Here is a 21,713-nt window from a genome sequence, read left to right as displayed (position 1 = left end):
TGCGATTGCTTCGCAGCGCTTGCGCTATGGCTGCTTGCTCTATGCTCATAACCCCTACATTATTTGTGCTGTTCATCCATCGGGAGTAGAGAGTGATAGTTGCATTGACTTTAAGGAAGACCCCAGCGCAGAGGAATTATGGCAACCAGATGGGGCAAGTTATTACAATGGTGAATTAATTTTACAACCGTCCCAACTAACAACAGACCAGCAATTAGAAGCATTAAGTACTCACCCAATGTTTACAGGTTCTTGTCCTCAATGCGGTGCTTTTTTCAATAGAGATTATATCTTACGGGTGCATTGGGATTGCCACCAATGCGGTTGGAAAGATGATAGTATCTAAATTCTTAAGGGAAACTTAAATAAGTTAAATAAGCGATCGCCTACGGCACTGCAAAGCAATCGCTTCGCAGATCACAGACATCATTGAATTTCCTCTAAGAAAAACTACACTTAGAAAGATGAGACTATGTGATTTTTGGGGAAAAATGGAGAATGACTACCTACGTAAGCGAGCGTTAAAATGACTAACACTATTATTGACCGATTAAAAGAGGCTACAGACGGATTATTGATGATGAGCGAATCGGAGTATCCGTTTGAAGTTATTTTCTGGGAAGAAAAAGAACCTTTAACAACTCAAAAAATCTTCCAATTAACGAATCATCCTCAAGATGCACCAGTAGAAGAAACTGAGCTAGAATATTTCTTGAGAAATTGTGCCTTTGAGAAAGAGTGGCATAATGAAATCCAAAAGGAAGAAGTTAAGAAATTTCAAGTTCTTTTCCAAACCCTTAAAGATAACTTAATTGAAATCAAGGTTTATAGAGTAGGCAGTATCAGCATTGATGTTTATATCATTGGTAAAACTTTAGATAACAATCTAGCAGGGGTTTCAACAAAGATTATCGAAACTTAGGGTAAATTAATAAATTACCATAAACACAAAGCCTATCCCTAATTAGGGGAAGCTTTGTAGTTTTGTTTCTTAAATTTTATAAAACATCTATTTACGCCATCTAAGATTAGCAGCACCTTGAGGAGTTAAACAAATTATATCTGCACCCTGGTCTTGACCTCTGCAAATATTGCCTTTTAATTCATAGGGTTTTCCTAACGAAGGGCGGGGTATAGTTTGAGTATTTACTGATGGTTTTTCAATTACTTTAATTCGTTGCTCAGTTTTTTCTTCAAAATCACAAAACATACTTACAGACTTCACACCTTCAGTTGTTATTACCATTGCCCTAGATTCTACATTTTCACAATCAAGCTGCTCTGGTTGAATTATCTGCGCTTGAGATGGAGTTGACAAAAACCAGTTACTCAAAAATAACAATAGTAAACTCTTTTTAAATTTTACATCTTTTAAGTTGGGCATATTCTATCTAATGGTAGTGTTATTTAGACTAATTTGTAAACCTGTCCACATATGCAGACAGGCTTTATCATTTTTGAAGTTATCTATTGAAACTTACAAATTATCAACTTGTGCTTCAACTACAGACTGAGTAGATGTTGAGACTTGTGAGAGAAAATCGTAGCCAGTTAAAGATTCAATACTGTCTACAGAAACTCTGTAATTTCTCCAGTCCGCAGTCCGAACTCCTTGATCATTGGGAATGTTGACAGCGATCACTCTTGTAGATGTTGTTACACCAGAGACTCCAGAACCAGATGTATCTAAGACAACTATAATTTTCCAAGTGCGATCAGGAACTGTAACCTTACCACCAGCAATAGTGTTGAATGTTCCATTACTGCCAGTACCACCGATTCCATATCCACCGGAAATTATATAGAGTTCTTTCCCTTGACTTACTAAGGTTCTGGCATAATTCTCTAGGTTTGCCCAAATACCCTGATTATTATCAGGTGCTTGAGGGATCATGTTTGTCATTAGGAAGGTTGCGGAATTATCTGTTACTGTCTTTGTCCGATCCGCAGAGGGTGTCATGTGTCCCCTGTCAAAGCCACTACCACTAAAATCAGTAGATTGAACCTGATAACATCCTGTTGGTAAGGTAGTGTCAGCACGAAAATCATCCTGTCTGGGAGTTGAACCTAACCAACTACTGTTTAATTGCCAAGATACCCAATTAGGACGACCCAACGCACAATTGTACCCAACTGCATACTGCGCTTTATCAAGCAAATAATTATTCAAATTGGAAGTCGCAGCAGCACTGGGATTACCCATTGTTAAATGAACACTTCCACTACCACCGCCACCACCTGAAGTACCAGAATCAGTGATATTAATATCATCAATGTTGGTTCTATTAGTAGTGCCATCAGTCTTACGGACTTCGCAGCGCACTGTACCAGAGATATTAGGCGTGAAAATTGCAGTCTGTAAAGTTGTTGAACTGGTTGTGACTGTTGAACCTATTTGTGTATAAGAAGAACCACTATTAGTAGAACACCACAACTGCCAAGTTGTACTAGCATCAGAACCATACTTGCCATGCTTAATGGTTATTGTCCCAGCCCCGGTGGTGCGGTCAAATTTCATCGTTGCCTTGCCGCTGTTGCGAATGCGGGTAGATTGGGTTCCGCTTTTAGCATCACCGGCTAAATTCCCAATCAAGGCATCATTTAAATTCCAAACCCCTGTACCAAGGGTAACATCAGCGGCGGCATAACTGCCTTTTGAGCCAGATTCAAAACCCTCAACAGTCGTTGCACCTTTGGCACTAAATAGGGTGTTGAAGGGAATTAAAACTATTACGACTCCTGTCAACCAACCATTACGGTAAAATTTGGATAGAAAATTTGCTAACATGGGTTTGATTTAATCTGCGTGTGTCGAATAGCTTCAGTAAAAAGTTGTTGATTTACTGAATTTGATTCTGATATAACTACAGGATGATAGCTAATGCACTTGCTTACGCAGGTTAAATTTTTATTAGTCTTAGATTATGGTGAATTTCTAAGCAATGCCCGTGGCGTTTTGTCGGAGCAATCGCTTGATCAAATGAATTACTCTGTTGCCATTGAAACACTTAAACAAGATTCTATTTTAGCAGAGGTAGTATTAGAGGTAGGGGAATGCAAACTAAATTAGGTGCAACATGGTTTAGCTGATATCCCCAATAAAAAAACCATAGAACAAATTGCCCAACCCTGGCAACCTTACTGCACTGTCGCTTGTTGGTATCTTTGGCAAAGTCTCCAAAATTATTAGGGGAAATTTACAAGTAGGCGATCGCTATATTTCACGCCAAGCTTATTACAGTACCGTTACCATTCCAGCTACAATATTCGATATCAACCACAGATATCATGACTGCCAACAAGACCCCACCCAGTGAAATGATTCGCGTGCCTACTGTACTAATTCCTGTAGTACGCCACTTAGCCAAAATCCACCGCGACGGTCACACAACAGCGTTACTGCAAGGATTACAGGAATTGATAACAAGGTTTGATAGCACCGTAGAACTGGAAGCAACCAGCGAATTACAGCAAGTTGACGAAAAACTGGGGCAATTGGAAACGCATCTTTCCCAGCAAGATCAACTGGTGGACACTAAACTAGAAGTCCTTAGTAAACAGTTGGAGAAAATTGAGAGAGCGATTGCTTCTGGTAAATACAATGGTGGTAATTCTAGATCCCGGCGTTCATCATACTCCTATCAGTATCAACAACCACCAGTAGAAATACAATCTTTTGCCAATGAAAATTTAGCGCAGAGATTGGGGGTGACTGCTCAAAGTTTAATTAGTGAACGGGAAAGCAAGAGCGAGAAGGAATTTCTGAGTTGGTCGAGGAATCGAGATCCAAGTGGGTTAGGGTGGAAATTTCAGTCTCAAGACGGATTATATTACCCAGTTAGACAGTAGAAGAATAAAAAGTGACAACTATTTTCAGCAAATTTTGAAGCCCCGTGAAACGATTACCTTTGGTTGAGCGATGTAGACCTGCTACCATGATCAACTATCGGGGTAAACAGCCAATGTGAAAATTGACAGACACGGCAAAGCCAAAGTTCTTACACAAGAAGAAATCCAGCGATTATTCAAAGAAGGCTTGACCACTGATCGAGATCGCACCCTTTGTGCTGTCATGCTCTACACAGGTTGCCGTGTCAATGAAGCTGTCACCCTGAAGATACGGGATGTCTACGACAAAAAAGGCAGAATTCGGCCAGAACTCATCCTCCGCAAAGGTAACACCAAAGGGAAACTAGCTACCCGCACCATTCCCGTCCTAGATGACTTAAGGCACTTCCTAGAACAGTATAATCCTCCAACTACCAGTGAGGGATTTTTGTTTCCCGGTCGCTGGGGGCGGGGACATCTGCACTCGGACTCTGCCAGTATTATCTTCCGAGAAGGTTGTCAACAAGTTGATATCGAAGGAGCGAGTACCCACAGCTTCCGCCGCACTGCCCTGACATTAATGAGCAACGCTGGTATCCCCCTGCGGGTAATTCAAGAAATTTCCGGTCATCGCAATTTGGAGCAATTGCAAAACTACCTTGAGGTAGAAACGTCACAGGTACGCGGAGCGATCGCCTCCTTATCTATGCTCACCCCAGTTGCAGCAGAGAGTCATACCACCCTAGACATAAGTAGCACCAGTGACAGGGTGAAAACTGACGTATAGAGCGACTCCTAGATCGGGAAATAGGGATTTAACGATCTATAAAGAAGTCCAGACCATTCAACAGTTTCAAGTGTCAAGAGAGTTTTCATGCTGTTGAGCTAAAAGGGCATCTCCCTCATCCTTACTAGAATGCAAAGTATACAGTTACAGATCCCAAATTTGAAAGGCTACTTCCATGCCCAAATGCCTCATATCAAAATTTGTGAAGTTATCTGCACACTCAAAGGCAGCATCCTTATGATTTTTTACACCTCTAAAAAATGCAATGCTGGCAGTTTCGGTTGATCAGCATTACGGGGGTATTTTTGGGGAACAGAGAATTTATTACACTTTCGACGCGGCGTTAAAGGAAGGGCGTGAATGGTTGAGGGATGAAAATTGATACCTGTAGTTGGATTGGATACTCCCACCTGAAGTAAACGAAATGGCACTTTCGTGCAATGCTTTAAGCGGTTGTCGCGCTCAAGGCTAAAAACTTAGTCCTGGTAAACAATACCTTCGCCAATTTGCAAAATATAGGGCTGAAAGCCAATAAAATCGTTACGAGATAAATAGGGTTTCAGGATTTTGGCACAGGTATTGCCAGAACGAATCGCACTCGTAAGGATCTCGACTTAATACCTATAATGCCCAATTAGCATAGCTTTTATCTCTTTCACTACTTCCGGATCACTACCCCTTTTTAATAGGATCTGTGTCCTTTTTAACAGCAGGTGTGGGGAATTTGCATTTTACAGATATTTCCATACTGCCTTCTGCGGAGCCTTCAGTAAAAATGATGCCAGTTTTGCCACCAAGTTTGATGCCGAATTTGAGGGTGATTTCTTCGACTTCGGCGGAACCGAGATGTTGAAATGCGCCGATCGCAAAATTGGCATAGGTTTGAATTTTGGCTTGAACTTCAGACATTTTGAGTAAAACTTCATCGGTTGCGCCTTTTTCTCCAGGGCGTTTACCTGTGTTGGTAAGATTAGGAATTGCAGAAACAGTTGGAGCTTCAACAAATATCTCAACGGTTTTACCATTTTCTTCGATTAAGAGACGTTGGAGTTCAGACATTGTGACACCGTGTAATGTTTGAAATTTAAGAGAAAATAGCAGTTTTTAGGAAATAGCCATAATTATTATACTCAGCTAATCTTTGTAGATATACTTATTTTAAGTAGGTTAGTTTTTCTTTTTATAGTTGGGATAGTATGACCAGATACGCACTTGTGATTGGCATCCAAAAATATGGTGGATCGGGGTTTGGTAGTTTAGAGAAGCCCGTCGAAGATGCAGAGGCGATCGCGCAAATATTAGAAGCACATGGGGACTTTGCTGAGGTTACTCGTCTACCATCTCAGTGGAATGCCGAAAAACAACGCTATGAGATGGTAGAGGCTGCTCTCAAAGGAGAGGATTTAGGGAATGCAATTGTTGATTTTTTTACCAAGGTAGGGAGTAATGAGGCTCTAATTTATTTCAGTGGTCATGGCGCTCAAGTGACTAAGTTGGGGCAGAAGAAAGGCTATCTGGTTACGTCGGATTGTACGTCTGAGAATGTGGCATCAGCTGGAATTGCCCTAGAGGATTTGAATGGCTTAATTTTTGATGCGGATTTTAGCAGCTTGGTGGTTTTGCTTGATTGTTGTCATGGTGGAAGCTTGTTAGAGCAAAGTCAAATTTCTAGCGCTCTTGGTACTTTTCGGTCTGGCGGTCGCAACTACTTTTTAGCAACGGCTTGCCGCAGTCACGAGAAAGCCTATGAGGGTGAGGATTACAGTTTATTTACTGCTGCGGTGATTAAGGCTTTGAAATCGCCCAGTGCTGATGGTAGGGTGCGGACAGCGCAACTAAATCAGGTAATTGATGAAGAACTAAGAGGATCGGGACAAGAGCCTGTTGTTTTAAAGTCAGGTGGTGAGATTACGTTAGTAACTTATCCATCGCCAGGGGAGATTGAGGTGGATTGCTCGGAACTCCAGTTGGATTGGAGTGATGCACCATCTTTAGATAATTTCTATGGTAGAAGGCAACAATTAGCAGACTTAAAATCTTGGATTGTTCAAAAGCGTTATCGTTTAATCTCGATTTTGGGGATGAGAGGTGTTGGAAAAACATCTTTAGCAATAAAACTAGGAAAAATATTTCAGAATGAGGAGTACCAAGATAATTTTCAATATCTGATTTTTCGTAGTCTTGTCAATGCTCCTTCCCTCAAAGATATCCTACAAGATATTATCAAATTTTTATCTAATCAAAAAGAAACAACTTTACCATCTGAATTAAACGAGCAAATACAAAGATTAATCTTTTATTTAGAACAAAATTGCTGTTTATTGATTTTAGATAACATAGAAAGTATTCTCTGTGATAATGATAACAGTTATAACCAATTATTGAAAATACTAGGAAACAGTAACCATAAAAGTTGTATTATTCTAACCAGTCGGGTACAACCTCCAAGTCTCATAGGTTTACAAGGGGATAATAGACCTGTTAAATTTTATGAACTACCAGGCTTAGAAATATCCGAAGTCAAACAAATATTTAGTAGTATTTCCCCTCAATTTGAAACTACACCAAATTCAGATTGGCAAAAGCTTGTTGTTCTTTATAATGGTAATCCTCTTGCTTTACAGTTAACTGCTCCTGTTATTCAAAGTTTGTACGGAAGCAATATAGCTCAATTTATCAAAGCAGGAGTAATTAGCCATGATGACATTAATAAAATATTAGATTGGTACTTTGATTCTAGTAAGCCTTTTGCAGTTAATCAAAAAGAAAAAACTATTATGTACTGGTTAGCAATTAATCGTGAACCAGTTTCAAGAGTAACTCTCCAAGAAAATATTTTAGAAAGAATCGACATAAATTCTTTAGATACTACTATCCTATCTCTCAAGAAACGCTTTTTAATTACTCAAATAAAACAAGATATAGAAGAATATTCTGTTAAATTTACACTTCAGCCAGTTTTAATAGAATATCTAACTAATAAATTAATTGAGGAAATTTTTGAACTAGAAATAAATAGTGAGCCTCAAGAACTAAATTTATTTAATCAATACGCCTTAATGCAAGCAACCAGTAAAGATTTTGTGAGAGATACACAAATAAAATTAATTGTCACACCAATATTAACTAAAATCCAACACCAACCTAATCCCCAACAAATTTTATTAAGAATCTTAGCCAATATCCAAAATAACCCTTCATTGCAACAAGGATATGCAGCAGGTAATCTTCTAAACTTCCTATCTATTTTTCATCAACATCAATTACATAATTATAACTTTTCTGGTTTAACCATCAGACAAGCTTACTTACCTGAAACCACACTGCATGATGTTAACTTTTCCAACTGTACTTTTGACAAAACAGTAGTTTTTACTGAATCTTTTGGCGGTATCCATTCCGTTGCTTTTAGTCCAGATGGGAAATTTTTAGTAATAGGAGATACACAAGGAAAAATTCAGATTATTAACGTTGAAAATAATCAATATCAATATTGCTTAAACAAACAAGCTCATTTCCCTGGAATGTGGATTACAAGCATCGCTTTTCCTTTTCGACAAGATATTGCTAATAGTTATCAATTTATTACAGGAAGCCTTGACAAAACCGTAAAACTCTGGGATTTAAAAACATTGCTAGAAGAGCATGATAATCAACAAACTTTTACTGGTCATACTAGGCTAATTTGGATTGTTGCTTTTAGTCCAGATGGCAAAAAAATTGCTAGTGGTTGTGATGATAATATAATTCGAGTTTGGGACTTAGAATCAGGTCAAAATTATGAATTACAAGGCCATCAATCTTGGATTTGGGGTTTAGCATTTAGTCCTGATAGTAAAATTTTAGCTAGTGGTAGCTTCGACAAAACTATCAAGCTTTGGAATATGGAAAATGGTGATTGTATTCAAACTTTAGAATCTCATCAAGGGTGGGTTGTTTCCTTAGCATTTAGTCCCAATAGTCAAATCTTAGCTAGTGGTAGCTTCGATAAAACTATCAAGCTTTGGAAATTTAATAATGATTCTAATAATTATGAATATTGGGAAACCTTAAAAGGACATAAAAATGGCGTTAGAGTTATTACTTTTAGTCCTGATGGTGAAATTCTGGCAAGTGGTGGTGTTGATCAAGAAATTCGGATTTGGAATCTTGAAACGTTAGAATGTGTCAGGACTTTAACCGGACATAGTGCTTGGATTCGTTCTCTTTCTTTTCATGCAGATAATAAAACTTTAGCTAGTGGCAGTGATGACCAAACGGTGAGAATTTGGAATGTGAAAACTGGACAATCTTTAAGAGTATTTAAAGGATATTTAAACTGGATTTGGTCTGTAGCTATTAGCTCTGATAGAAAGCAAATTGCTACAGGAAGCTTTGATAAAACAATTAAAATATGGAATCTTAATCAAGAGGAATCTGTCGTAACTTTAAATAAACATAAACAGTGGATCTGGTGTGTCGCTTTTCATCCTTATCTTCCTCTTTTAGCAAGTTGTAGTGATGACCAAACAATTATAATTTGGAATTTAAACAATCATCAAGATTTGTCGAATAAAATTGCTAGTGATTTTGGTGGTATTTGGTCTGTCACCTGGAGTTCAGATGGTCACTATCTAGCTTGTGGTGGACAAGATGGAACTGTTCGTATTGTTAAATATCAAGTTGATGATGGTATTTCTTATTTTGATCCTAAGGATGAATATATCTTAAATCCCAGGCATGAAGGTTGGGTTTGGTCAGTTGCCTTTAGTCCTGATAACGAAATTTTAGCCAGTGCTAGTCATGATCAAAAGATTATCTTATGGCGTAAAAATCACGAAAATCAAAGATTTGAATTATGGCAAGAGTTACTAGAAGAATCTGGAATATCATCTGTTTCTTTTCGCCCTGATAGCCGAAATTCCTCACAAATAATTTTAGCTAGTGGTCATGAAGATTGCAAAATAAGATTGCGGACGATTAATTGTGTTGATAATGCCATACCCATAGAATCCAAAACTCTGACAGCAGATCAAGGACATCAAGGTTGGGTATTTACTGTAGCTTTTAATCCTCAAAATTATGATATTTTGGCTAGTGGTGGTGGAGATTGTAAGGTTAAGCTTTGGGATTTAGCTACAAACTCTGTATTATGGACACAACAACATCAAGGTTGGGTTAAATCAGTTACTTTTAGCGATGATGGTGAATGGGTAGTAAGTGCTAGTACAGATGGTACTACTAAAATTTGGAATATAGAAGGAAAGTTAATCCGTGAATTATTTACCCCAAGACCATACGAAGGGTTAAATATTACTAATACTCAAGGTTTGAATCCTGCTCAAATGCTCAGTTTACGGAATTTGGGTGCAGTGCCATAAAATTATGGCATTGAGCCGAGAGCGATTTTTTTCGCGGGAGATGGGTCAGATAATTGGGGACAATAAGGTATTGAGCCGAGATAGAAGTAAAAACCTGCAAGATGGTCTGGAAAGTTCTGTCCTGTATAGGTTTCAGCAATTTTCAAGCAAAATTGACAGGAGAGTGCTTTTCTTGAGTATATATCGCTACAGAAACCGAAGTATTTATTAACTTTGTTTACAGTTTTTATAATTCTCTTGGGTAGGTGAAAAGCAATTAGGAGGTCAAAATGCCACTGCATTTATGCAGAAGTTCTAGTTCGATATCAAAAAGGCTATAACGTATATATAGCAACGGTTTCCAGACCATCTTGCAGGTTTTTACTTCTATCTCGGCTCAATACCAATTACCTCCAGATGTAAAAAAGGTGGTTGTAAATAACTCAAATTTAAAGCAACCGTTTCACAATCAACAGAGATAATATTCCCATCCTTAAAACGATATCCTGTTACCTTTTTACTCTCTGGTGCATTATCTTTCCAAGGCGTTTTTGGTATCCAAATAACTTTTACCTTCCTAAACCACATTCCATACTCAAACCAAGTATCACCAGGATTATCTATTATTTCAACTACATGAGTTGCCCGATGTCCATATAAAGCATTGTTTTGACATAATAAAATCCTCTCTCCTTTAACTGCTTTTTTGGCATTAGTTCCTTTTAGTTTAGCAGGACTTACACGATAATTTTCTGATTTATTAATCGGGTTACTTGGCCATGCTAAATCAAATTCTTCTGGCTTATCACAATCATAAGACCATTCACCCATTTCTCTATCTTCAATCTGGCTTACTAATTTGATATACTTAACATTTAACTGGTGAGGATCTTGGATGATAGGCATAGTTTACAATCGCCTTTTCAAGAACTTGATTTACTAATAAATTATAGCATATTTAGCTTTAAAATGATGTCTACACTGATTTATCACCAGAAGTGTTGAATGTTAAGAAAGCTAAGTAAAAACTGAGCAGCCTATAGAGTTAGTCCACGGCTGGAGCGCAAACGCACAATTTTTAAGCCAGCCAATATAAGCCAATATACGCAAAGCTTGGCAGAGATTAGAACAGCAGAATTGGTTGGGTGCAAAATAAAAATATAAGGGGCAATCTGATGTAGGTTGCCCCTTACTGGTTTATATAAAAGTAAATATATTTATAGTTTTGCCTGACTAACTGAGTTTCTTGAATGGGGTAAATACTTAAAAAATCTAAAGCTTTAATTAAGTATCAAAAGCTGAAAGAGATTATTTAAATTAGACTTATTACATGGTGCTGCAACATCTTTAAATCTGTATAGCTTTTGTATAGACTGGGGTATGGAAATAAGTAGAGAAGTAAAACAAACTTACTATTATAACCATAACTTATCAAAAATCCCAAAACCCTGATTCTGTCGTGTGGGGAATGATAAGTTGAAGAAAGAAGCCGCCCTCTGTTGTGGAAATCATCACGGAAACACAACCTTTCGACCGTGGAGTCAACGAAATCCGCAAAACATATATGACCAGAGTAGAAGGAGAAAATACACGTTTACGTCATTATCTCGCACGTCTACATAGAAAAATATTATGTTATTATAAATCAGTAGATATGCTTAGATACTCGGTTAGATTGTTACTCCGCTATTTAAGGTATAGAGAAATACCTAATATTTAATTAATTCATCCCTCATTTATGCAACGCCCCAACTACTCCCCCTCGACCTAACTCAATACCATCATCATATCAATAATTCATTGATTACTTTCATTGACTTTACGCCAGTCAGTGTTACTACTGAGTGTCTTTCTCTAGCTTTTTAGTTTAAAGTCCAGTTATAATCAGTTTAGTGTTCAATTTTTTACTCCTGAGTAGAATTCTTCTAACTCTCACAAAAATGGGCAAATCAGGAGTAATTACTTCGGTTAGATTGAATACGACTACTTCAGTTACTGACACTTTAACACCAAGGTAAAATATGACAAATATCAGATGCACCCGCCGCACCCTCGTGGTTATTGATGCGGATGTGGATAATTACGAGTTTTTGATTAAGGGCATTTTGTCTGATGCTGATGTGATCCTGTTGGATCAACATCGCAATGGTATTGCTCAAATTGCTGAAGTGCTGCAATCTGGTGTTTTTAGTGCATTGCAGATTGTTGCTCATGGATCTGAAGGAGAGTTACGGCTAGGTAATATTCGCCTCAATTTGAGTAATTTGCTCAACTATGCAACGGCTTTGCAGTCATGGCAAGTTGATGAAATTTCCCTCTATGCCTGTGAGGTTGCGTCAGGTGCAACGGGTCAAGATTTTGTTAAGCAGTTGGCTGTGGTAACAGGGGCGAGAGTGGCGGCGGCGACTACTAAGGTCGGGAATAGAGATTTGGGTGGTACTTGGAGTTTAGCAGTGCAAACTGGGGCAGTCACTACGCCTTTGATGATTGAAAATGATGTTTTAGTGAGTTATGCGGGTGTTTTCGGTACAGTACAACCGGAAACTATTACCATTACGGCAAATGGAGTAAACACTGATGTTACTTCTGATTCTAATGGTACGACGACGACCTATACCAATACTGGCAATGGTTTACAGGTTGAGAATGGTTTAGGTGGAGCTACCTTTAATGTCGATGGTGTTGGTAGTGGCTTTATTAGTGAAGATTTGATCCTCAATGGCAGTGGCTATACCAATGGTGATGTAGTCAACCTCAATGGCAGTCTCAACACTAATGACTTCACGATTTCCAATGTGCAGACTATTAATGTGAATAATAGTGCGGCGCTAAGTATTTTTGATACGCCCGATCGCGGTGATGTCAATTGGACGGTGGGGCAGAGCATTTTCTTCAATAGTGGCTCTAGTTTAACTACGACTACAGGAGATGCCACTGGGAATATTGACCTCACTGCTCTTGGTCTATCGGCTTCGGTTGACTCTAGAGGTATTGACGTTGATGGCGCTAGCATTACCTCCACTGACGGCATGATTACCTTGAATGGTAAGGGTAGTGGTACTAATACAGGATCTAACAATTATGGGATTATAGTTCATGGTACTAACAGTACGGTTAGCTCGGTAACTGGCGCGATCGCTGTTACAGGTATTGGTGGTGCTGGTCCAAATAATTCTAATCATGGTGTTTTTGTAACAGGAAGTACCGCCACCATTAGCTCCCAGAGCGGCGATATTGCTGTAACAGGAACTGGTGGAGGAACAGGGTCGGATAACATTGGCGTAAGGGTTGACAATTATGGTTCTATCAAGACCCAAGGCACTGGCACAATTACCGTTACTGCCACAGGAGGAGGAAATCCGAGCGTAGGCAACGTTGGTAATCGAGGGCTATTACTAGAAACTAACGGTAAGATCACTTCAGCAGATGGCAATATCACCATAAATGCCACTGGAGTAAGTTCAGGCAATGGGAACGACGGCATTGGTGCAGGTATCGATATCCGAAGCAATGCTCTAATCTCTTCAGCCAATGGAAATATCTCAGTTACGGGGACTGGCGGTTCTAGGACGAATGGTGACAACATAGGTGTTTATCTCCTGAATGGTGCTATTACAACAACAGCAATAGGGGATATTGAAGTTATAGGCACAGGTGGTGGCACATCAGCTGATGGCATCAAACTAGAAGGCGCAGGATCAAAGATTGAAAGCAATATTGGAGCGATCGCTCTCACAGGCACAGGAACTACCACAGGATTCGGTATTAACTTGCTCGATGGTACAGCAATTACTAGCACCACAGGCAATATTACCCTTAAAGCCGATAGGATGAATTTGGCAGCAGGAGACAATACCATTTCCAGTAATGGAAGCCTGACTATTCTGCAAAAAACGGATGGAACTACGATTGGGCTAGGTTCTGGCACAGGCACATTAAACCTCACCGCCTCCCAAATTCTTAGCTTTAAAGATGGGTTTGCTGCCATTAACATTGGTGATACCAACAGTGGCACGGTAGACATCAATAACGTTACATTCACCGATCCATTAAAAGTTATTAGTGGCGATGGTATTACCGTTAGTAATGACACCTACATTTCACTCGACACTGGCTCCAGCCTTACCGCCATTGGGAATATTACCCTCAAAGCCGATACGATGAATTTGGTAGGAGGAAACAATACAATATCCAGTAATGGAAGCCTGACTATTCTGCAAAAAACGAATGGAACTACGATTGCGCTAGGTTATTTCATAGTTAGCCAAGGCCAATTAGGCCTCACCGCCGCCGAAATTCTCAGCTTTAAAGATGGGTTTACTTCCATTAATATTGGTGATGTCAACAGTGGCGCGGTAAGCATCAATAACGTTACATTCACTGATGCGTTAAACGTTGCTAGTGGCAGTGATATTAATGTTATTAACACACTAGCCGTCACAGGTGCAGGGGCATCGCTCGATAGTAAAACTAACATTCTTTTCAACAATAGCTCTAGCCTTACCGCCAGTGGGAATATTAACCTCCTTGCTCAGGGTGGATTGACTACGGTTAACTCCAGAGGTATTGACGTTAATGGCGCTAGTATTACCTCTGCTGACGGCATGATTACCTTGAATGGTAAGGGTAGTGGTACTAGTACAGGGAATAATAATTATGGGGTTATAGTTCAAGGCACTAACAGCACAATTAGCTCGGTAACTGGCGCGATCGCTGTTATAGGTACTGGTGGTGCTGGCTCAGGTAATTCTAATCATGGTGTTTTTGTAACAGGAAGTACCGCCACCATTAGCTCCCAGAGCGGCGATATTGCTGTAACAGGAACTGGTGGAGGAACAGGGTCGGATAACATTGGCGTAAGGGTTGACAATTATGGTTCTATCAAAACCCAAGGCACTGGCACAATTACCGTTACTGCCACAGGAGGAGGAAATCCGAGCGTAGGCAACGTTGGCAATCGAGGGCTATTACTAGAAACTAGCGGTAAGATCACTTCAGCAGATGGCAATATCACCATAAATGCCACTGGAGTAAGTTCAGGCAATGGGAATGACGGCATTGGTGCTGGTATCGAACTCCGAGACTCTAATACTCTAATCTCTTCAGCCAATGGCAATATCTCAGTTACGGGGACTGGCGGTACGAGGACGAATGGTGACAACAGAGGTATTTATCTCCTGAATGGTGCTGCTATTACAACAACAGCAACAGGGAATATTGATGTTATAGGCACAGGTGGTGGCACATTCGCTGATGGCATCAAACTAGAAGGCGCAGGATCAAAGATTCAAAGCAATATTGGAGCGATCGCTCTCACAGGCACAGGAACTACCACAGGTGTCGGTATTAACTTGCTCGGTGGTACAGCAGTTACTAGCACTTCAGGCAATATTACCCTTAAAGCCGATAGCATGAATTTGGCAGGAGGAAATAATACCATCTCCAGTAATGGAAGCCTGACTATTCTGCAAAAAACGAATGGAACTACGATTGGGCTAGGGACTGGCGCAGGCACATTAAGCCTCACCGCCGCCGAAATTAGCAGCTTTAAAGATGGGTTTGCTGCCATTAACATTGGTGATGTCAACAGTGGCGCGGTAAACATCAATGCGCCAACATTCAATGATTCACTAAATGTTACTAGTGGTATTAGTATTGATGTTAATAGCTCATTAGCCGTCGCAGGGAATATTAATCTCCTTGCTCAGGGTGGACTGACTACGACTAACTCGATAGGTATTAACGTTAATAACACTAGTGTTACCTCTACTACTGACGGCACGATTACCTTGAGTGGTAAGGGTAGTGGTACTGCCATAGGGAGTGGTAATTATGGGGTTATAGTTCAAGGCTTTTGGGGTAGGGTTAGCTCAGTAAATGGAGCGATCGCGGTTACTGGTACTGGTGGTTCTGGCACGAATTTTAACTATGGTGTTTATTTAAACAATTACGGTATTATTTCCTCAACAGGAACGGCCACTATTACTGTCACAGGTCAAGGCTCTAACACTGCCACAGGGACAAATAATCATGGCGTTATTTTTGAAGAAGAGTGCGGCATTAGCTCGGTAAATGGCGCGATCGCGGTTACAGGTACTGGTGGTTCTGGCACGAATTTTAACTATGGTGTTATCGTTTCCAATTTCTCAGGGATCGGCTCAACAGGTACAGCCGCCATTACTGTCACAGGTCAAGCCTCTACTACTGCCACAGGGACAAATAATCATGGCGTTTTCGTTGATACTTTCGGTCTGGTTCGTTCGGTAAGTGGCGCGATCGCGGTTACAGGTACTGGTGGAGGCACATCAGGCGATGGTATCAGAGCCGGTGGTGCAATTCAAAGCAATAGTGGCGCGATTTCTCTCACAGGCACAGGAAGCGGCACAGGATTTGGTATTAACCTGATTAATGGTGGAGCGATATCTAGCACCACAGGGAATATTAATCTACTGTCAAGCACCATCAACTTAGCCAACACCGCCAGCATCACCACCGCAGGCAACATATTTATCAACCAAGACAACGATGTTCCCGTTGGCGCAACCACCCTCGGCGCAACCGTCAACGTCACCGCAGGTAATCTATACCTCAACGACACCATCAAAGTTGACTACAACAGTGGACTCAGTCGCTTTGACACAGTTAACCTTACAGGTGCAGTAGACCTAGTTGGCTCAACCCTAAACCTTGATTTGACAGGCTATACCGCTCCTACAACAAACAGCTTCTTTACCCTAATCAACAACGATGGAACCGATGCAGTCACTGGCACATTTACAGGACTGGCAGAAGGAGCGCAAGTCGGAGTAGTTGGCGGCTACAACATCTTCATTACCTACCAAGGCGGCTCAGGTAACGATGTACAACTGTATGCTACCGCTAATAATACGCCCACAAACTTGAGCATCAGTGCCAATAGCATCAATGAGAATGTTGCCACAAATAGCCTGATTGGCACATTTAGCACCACCGATCCCGATGCAGGTAATACTTTTATCTATAGCTTTGTCAATGGCACAAATGATAACAGCGCCTTCACAATCAGTGGCAATCAGCTACTGATCAACGCCTCTCCCAACTTTGAAGCCAAATCAAGCTATAGCATTTTAGTCAGGACAACCGATGGAGGTGGACTGAGCTACGACAAAGCACTGACAATCAACATCAATGATGTCAACGAAGCCCCCACCGCCGTTAGTTTAAATAATCAGGTAACAGCGATCGCTGAAAACACCAGCACCGTGACGAGGATCAAAGTCGCTGATATCGCCATCACCGATGACGCATTGGGAACCAACAACCTGAGCTTAAGCGGAACCGATGCTAGTTTCTTTGAAGTAGATGGAAACGCTCTTTATCTCAACGCCAACACGGCTCTCAATTTTGAAGCCAAAACCAGCTATAGCGTGACCGTTAATGTCGATGACAGCACCGTAGGATCTACACCTGATGCGACAGCCAACTTCACCCTAAACATCACCGATGTTAACGAAGCACCTACTGCTGTTAATTTAAATAATCAGGTAATAGCGATCGCACAAAACACCAGCACTGCAACTCGCATCAAGGTAGCCGATATTGCGATCGCCGATGACGCATTGGGAACTAACAACCTGAGCGTTAGCGGAACCGATGCCAGCTTCTTTGAAGTTGATGCAATGGGGCTATACCTGAAAGCAGGAACAGCGATCAACTACGAAGCCAAACCCAGCTACAACGTCACCGTTAATGTTGATGACAACACATTAGGTTCTACACCTGATGCGACAACCAACTTCACCCTAAACATCACCGATGTCAACGAAGCGCCTACTGCTGTTAATTTGAATAATCAGGTGACAGCGATCGCTGAAAACACCAGCACCACCACTCGCATCAAAGTCGCCGATATTGCCATTACCGATGACGCATTAGGAACCAACAGCCTCAGCGTCAGTGGAACCGATGCAAGCTTCTTTGAAGTTGACAGCACAGGCTTATATCTCAAAGCGAATACAGCCCTAAACTTTGAAGCCAAAACCAGTTACAGCGTCACCGTCAATGTCGATGACACCACCGTTGGCAGTAACCCTGACGCAACAACCAACTTCACCCTGACTGTAACTGATGTCAACGAAGCCCCAACTGCTGTTAGTTTAACGAATCAGTTGACAGTGATCGCTGAAAACACCAGCACCGCTACGAGGATCAAAGTCGCCGATGTCACCATTACCGATGACGCATTGGGAATCAATAACCTCAGCTTGAGTGGAACTGATGCTAGTTTCTTTGAAGTTGATGTAACAGGTTTGTACATCAAAGCCAATACAGTTCTCAACTACGAAGCCAAAACCAGTTACAGCGTCACCATCAATGTCGATGACATTACAGTAGGTTCTACACCTGATGCGACAACCAACTTCACCCTGAACGCCACCAACGTTAACGAAGCGCCCACCGCCTTGAGCCTAAGTGCCACCAGCATTAACGAAAATGTTGCCATCAATAGCACTGTTGGCACATTCAGTAGCTCCGACCCTGATAGCAACGAGACCTTTACCTATAGCCTCGTGACTGGAGCAGGCAGTACAAACAACAGTAGCTTCACCATAGTTAACAATCAGCTGCGGCTGAAGATTTCGCCAAACTTTGAGAGCAAAGCGTCCTACCTTGTCCGTGTTCGTAGTACCGATACAGGAGGACTATTCACCGAATCACCCTTCACCATTACGATCAACAACCTTCCTACCAATACCATCACTGGCACTATAGCCAATGAAACCTTCACAGCTACCAACGAACTTGATATCATTGACGGAGATGGCGGCAACGACAAAATCACCGCAACGGTTGTCAACCTGCAATCTGGAGAAAGCTTTGATGGCAATACTGGTATTGATACCTTCACTCTTAGCCAAGGGAATCTTACCGATGTTGTCAACTTAGACCTCAGTCTCACCAACCAACTCATTAGCCTTACAGGAGTCAGTGGCGTTACCCTACGCAACTTTGAGAACATTAATATTACAGGTTTCAAGGGAAGAGGAACGATCGCAGGTAGTAATGTAGCCAATAACCTGACGGGTGGAGTTTATGACGATACCATCAATGGTGGCGATGGTAACGATGTCCTCAATGGTGGTGGTGGGAATGATACCCTAACGGGTGGTGGAGGTAATGATGCACTCAATGGAGAGACAGGTGCAGACTCTCTGACAGGTGGTACAGGCAACGATGTCTACTACATTGACAATGCAGGTGACTTCATCACCGAATTGTCAGGAGAAGGAACCGACACTGTTTTCAGCACCCTTAACTATAGTCTGGTTGGAACCTACCTGGAAAACCTGACATTGCAAGGCACGGCTATCAATGGCACAGGTAACGCATTTGATAACAGAATCATTGGCAACGCTAGTAACAACTTCCTGATTGGTGGTGATGGCAACGATATTCTCAATGGAGAGACAGGTGTAGACTCCCTGATAGGTGGTAGAGGAAACGATATCTACTACATTGACAATGCAGGTGACACCATTACCGAATTACAGGATCAAGGAAACGACACTGTTTTCAGCACCGTTGACTTTAGTCTGGTTGTAGCCTACCTAGAAAACCTGACATTGCAAGGCACGGCGATCAACGGCACAGGTAACGGAGCTAATAACGGTATCACTGGCAACGCTAGTAATAACATCCTGATTGGTTATGCAGGTAAGGATGTCCTCAATGGTGGTGCAGGGAATGATGTCCTCGATGGTGGTACAGGGGAGGATGTCCTCAATGGAGGGACAGGTGCAGACTCCATGATAGGTGGTACAGGCGACGATCTCTACTTCATTGACAATACAGGTGACACCATCACCGAATTATCAGGACAAGGAACCGACAGTGTTTCCAGCAGTATTGACTATAGTCTGGTTGGAACCTACCTCGAAAACCTGACATTGCAAGGCACGGCTATCAACGGCACAGGTAACGCATTTGATAACAACATCTTTGCCAATGCTAGTAATAACTTCCTGATTGGTGGTGATGGTAAGGATCTCCTCCTTGGTCGTGCAGGGAATGATATCCTAATGGGTGGTGATGGTGACGATATCCTGAATGGTGATGAAGGGAATGATATCCTAACGGGTGGTGCAGGCAACGATGTTCTCAATGGAGGGGCAGGTGCAGACTCCCTGACAGGTGGTACAGGCGACGATCGCTACTCCATTGACAATGCAGGTGACACCATCACCGAATTATCAGGACAAGGAACCGACAGTGTTTCCAGCAGTATTGACTATAGTCTGGTTGGAACCTACCTCGAAAACCTGACATTACAAGGCACGGCTATCAACGGCACAGGTAACGAATTCGATAACAGAATCAGTGGCAACGATAATAATAACTTCCTGATAGGTGGTAATGGTAACGATGACCTGCGTGGTAATGGTGGTAACGATATCCTGATAGGTGGTGATGGTAACGATGTCCTTTATGGAGGTTCAGGTTCAAACACCCTGACAGGTGGTAGGGGAAACGATTCCATTAACTTAATCAATGGCTTTGATGATGATCTTGTTCTCTATACTTTTGGAGATGGCACAGATACTATTAGGTACTTCAACAAACAAAATGATCAACTTGCCTTCACAGGAATTGGCTTTATTGATGTCAAAGTATCAGGTTCCAATACCGAATTGCGACTTAGCGATGGCATTCAAGGTAATCCAAACTTCGGAACAGGAACTCTACTGGAAACCATTCTTGGTGTCACAGGATTAAATGGAACAGTTTTAGCTCCTTCTAATACGGCTACCTTCTTATTTGGTTAAGCTTGTTGCTTATTACCCACATTCCGCAGATACTAAAGCAAATTTAGGAATTAAAAATTTAGAGAAATAAAAGCCTGAAAAGATTACCTAGTAAAGATTTCAGGCTTTTTTTGTTAAAATAACAAGCGTCAAATAGAGAAGGGAAAAGCCATGAAAGAGTCAAAAGAAGCCATGCAAATCCTAAATATATGTTGCGGCTCGCAAACATAAACGCTCCGGCTTGCAAACAAGACAATTTGTGGCTCACATTAATTGCAAATAAGATTGCAGTTCGGCTCACATTAATTGCAAACAGACTCAAAATAATTGCAACCAGCTTGCAATCATCCAGTTCGGCTCACATTAATTGCAAATAAGCAGGATGCCTATAAGCAAAAGGTTTTAGAGTCATCTCAGTAGTAAAAGAACTTGGGGTAACATGGCGAAAAGAGGATTTAGCCCTTGAGCAAGACAAGCTTGTCTTTCACTTGCTGTCACTCCTGCACTTGGAGGGATGGAATTGCACCATCACGAAAAATTGAGTTGTCAAGGTTCTGTCGGAATTTCTCCCAAATATTTCCCTTGCCTGTCATCCCCGAATATTTCTATTCGTTTCGACAGAACGAATCACACTAGCAACCTGCAATACTAATCGCTCAAACCTGCAATCAAGGGATTTTCAAACCAGGATTATTTGCAACTATAATTTCATTTGAGCCAGGATTAACTGCAACTGAACCAGGATTATTTGCAACCAACCTGCAATCATCGGTTTGAGCCAGAATTATCTGCAACTATAAAAGTAAAAGAAACGAATGTTTTCTTAACTCCTTCACTGGTAAAGCTTAGAGAACCTTAAACCGTTGGTTTTCGAGTAAAAAAACTCGGTAAAGAATTCAAAGTTTATTTATTAAATTCTGTAATGAGTTTCAAGACCTACTCTTGTCAACACTGAAAACTCAGTCCTAGTGCAGTGTT

11 protein-coding genes and 1 pseudogene are annotated in these 21,713 nt (G+C 41.1%); 8 read left to right on the top strand and 4 right to left on the bottom strand.

Going from position 1 to position 21,713, the window contains the following annotated elements:
* Positions 1 to 34: 34 nt before the first annotated feature.
* Together ACSQ6I_RS27375 and ACSQ6I_RS27370 are read left to right on the top strand one after the other, a co-directional pair.
* Positions 35 to 346, top strand: a complete 312-nt coding sequence (locus ACSQ6I_RS27375; protein WP_438893303.1) for a hypothetical protein — start codon at positions 35 to 37, stop codon at positions 344 to 346.
* A 180-nt stretch (positions 347 to 526) separates the two neighbouring features.
* The gene (locus tag ACSQ6I_RS27370) at positions 527 to 922 is read left to right on the top strand and encodes a nuclease A inhibitor family protein (protein ID WP_438893302.1); all 396 of its coding nucleotides are present in this window, start codon (positions 527 to 529) and stop codon (positions 920 to 922) included.
* 87 nt (positions 923 to 1,009) lie between these two features.
* Here ACSQ6I_RS27370 and ACSQ6I_RS27365 read toward each other — a convergent pair whose 3' ends face one another.
* Complete coding sequence (locus ACSQ6I_RS27365) at positions 1,010 to 1,384, bottom strand: hypothetical protein (protein ID WP_438893301.1); 375 nt, start codon at positions 1,382 to 1,384, stop codon at positions 1,010 to 1,012.
* Positions 1,385 to 1,477: 93 nt separating this feature from the next.
* Positions 1,478 to 2,788 (bottom strand): DNA/RNA non-specific endonuclease, encoded by a 1,311-nt coding sequence (locus ACSQ6I_RS27360; protein ID WP_438893300.1) that lies wholly within the window; start codon positions 2,786 to 2,788, stop codon positions 1,478 to 1,480.
* Positions 2,789 to 3,119: 331 nt separating this feature from the next.
* Between ACSQ6I_RS27360 and ACSQ6I_RS27355 the strand changes: the two genes are divergently transcribed.
* The 3 genes from ACSQ6I_RS27355 to ACSQ6I_RS27345 all read left to right on the top strand — a co-directional run bounded on the left by ACSQ6I_RS27355 (position 3,120) and on the right by ACSQ6I_RS27345 (position 4,615).
* Entirely contained in the window at positions 3,120 to 3,317 is a 198-nt protein-coding gene (locus ACSQ6I_RS27355) for a hypothetical protein (protein WP_438893299.1), read from the top strand.
* Complete coding sequence (locus ACSQ6I_RS27350; protein WP_438893298.1) at positions 3,289 to 3,849, top strand: hypothetical protein; 561 nt, start codon at positions 3,289 to 3,291, stop codon at positions 3,847 to 3,849. The genes ACSQ6I_RS27355 and ACSQ6I_RS27350 overlap by 29 nt, the downstream gene beginning before the upstream one ends.
* 115 nt (positions 3,850 to 3,964) lie before the next feature.
* Positions 3,965 to 4,615, top strand: coding sequence for a tyrosine-type recombinase/integrase (locus ACSQ6I_RS27345; RefSeq protein ID WP_438893297.1), 651 nt, complete (start codon positions 3,965 to 3,967; stop codon positions 4,613 to 4,615).
* Positions 4,616 to 5,287: 672 nt separating this feature from the next.
* On the opposite strand, the gene ACSQ6I_RS27340 is transcribed toward ACSQ6I_RS27345, so the two are convergent.
* The gene (locus ACSQ6I_RS27340) at positions 5,288 to 5,674 is read right to left on the bottom strand and encodes a CU044_2847 family protein (protein ID WP_438893296.1); all 387 of its coding nucleotides are present in this window, start codon (positions 5,672 to 5,674) and stop codon (positions 5,288 to 5,290) included.
* A 137-nt stretch (positions 5,675 to 5,811) separates the two neighbouring features.
* Between ACSQ6I_RS27340 and ACSQ6I_RS27335 the strand changes: the two genes are divergently transcribed.
* Positions 5,812 to 9,975 (top strand): caspase family protein, encoded by a 4,164-nt coding sequence (locus tag ACSQ6I_RS27335; RefSeq protein WP_438893295.1) that lies wholly within the window; start codon positions 5,812 to 5,814, stop codon positions 9,973 to 9,975.
* Positions 9,976 to 10,341: 366 nt separating this feature from the next.
* Here ACSQ6I_RS27335 and ACSQ6I_RS27330 read toward each other — a convergent pair whose 3' ends face one another.
* Positions 10,342 to 10,860, bottom strand: coding sequence for a hypothetical protein (locus ACSQ6I_RS27330; protein WP_438893294.1), 519 nt, complete (start codon positions 10,858 to 10,860; stop codon positions 10,342 to 10,344).
* A 643-nt stretch (positions 10,861 to 11,503) separates the two neighbouring features.
* Here ACSQ6I_RS27330 and ACSQ6I_RS27325 point away from each other — a divergent pair.
* Positions 11,504 to 11,674: pseudogene (locus ACSQ6I_RS27325) on the top strand (IS1 family transposase); the annotation flags it as partial.
* Between the two features lie 301 nt (positions 11,675 to 11,975).
* The gene (locus ACSQ6I_RS27320) at positions 11,976 to 20,756 is read left to right on the top strand and encodes a DUF4347 domain-containing protein (RefSeq protein WP_438893293.1); all 8,781 of its coding nucleotides are present in this window, start codon (positions 11,976 to 11,978) and stop codon (positions 20,754 to 20,756) included.
* The last annotated feature ends 957 nt before the right edge of the window (positions 20,757 to 21,713 follow it).

This window comes from Anabaena sp. WFMT (genome assembly GCF_051781005.1).
Lineage (GTDB): Bacteria > Cyanobacteriota > Cyanobacteriia > Cyanobacteriales > Nostocaceae > Anabaena.
The sequence above is the reverse complement of the archived record's forward strand: the minus strand, read 5'-3'. Positions and strand labels throughout refer to the sequence as shown.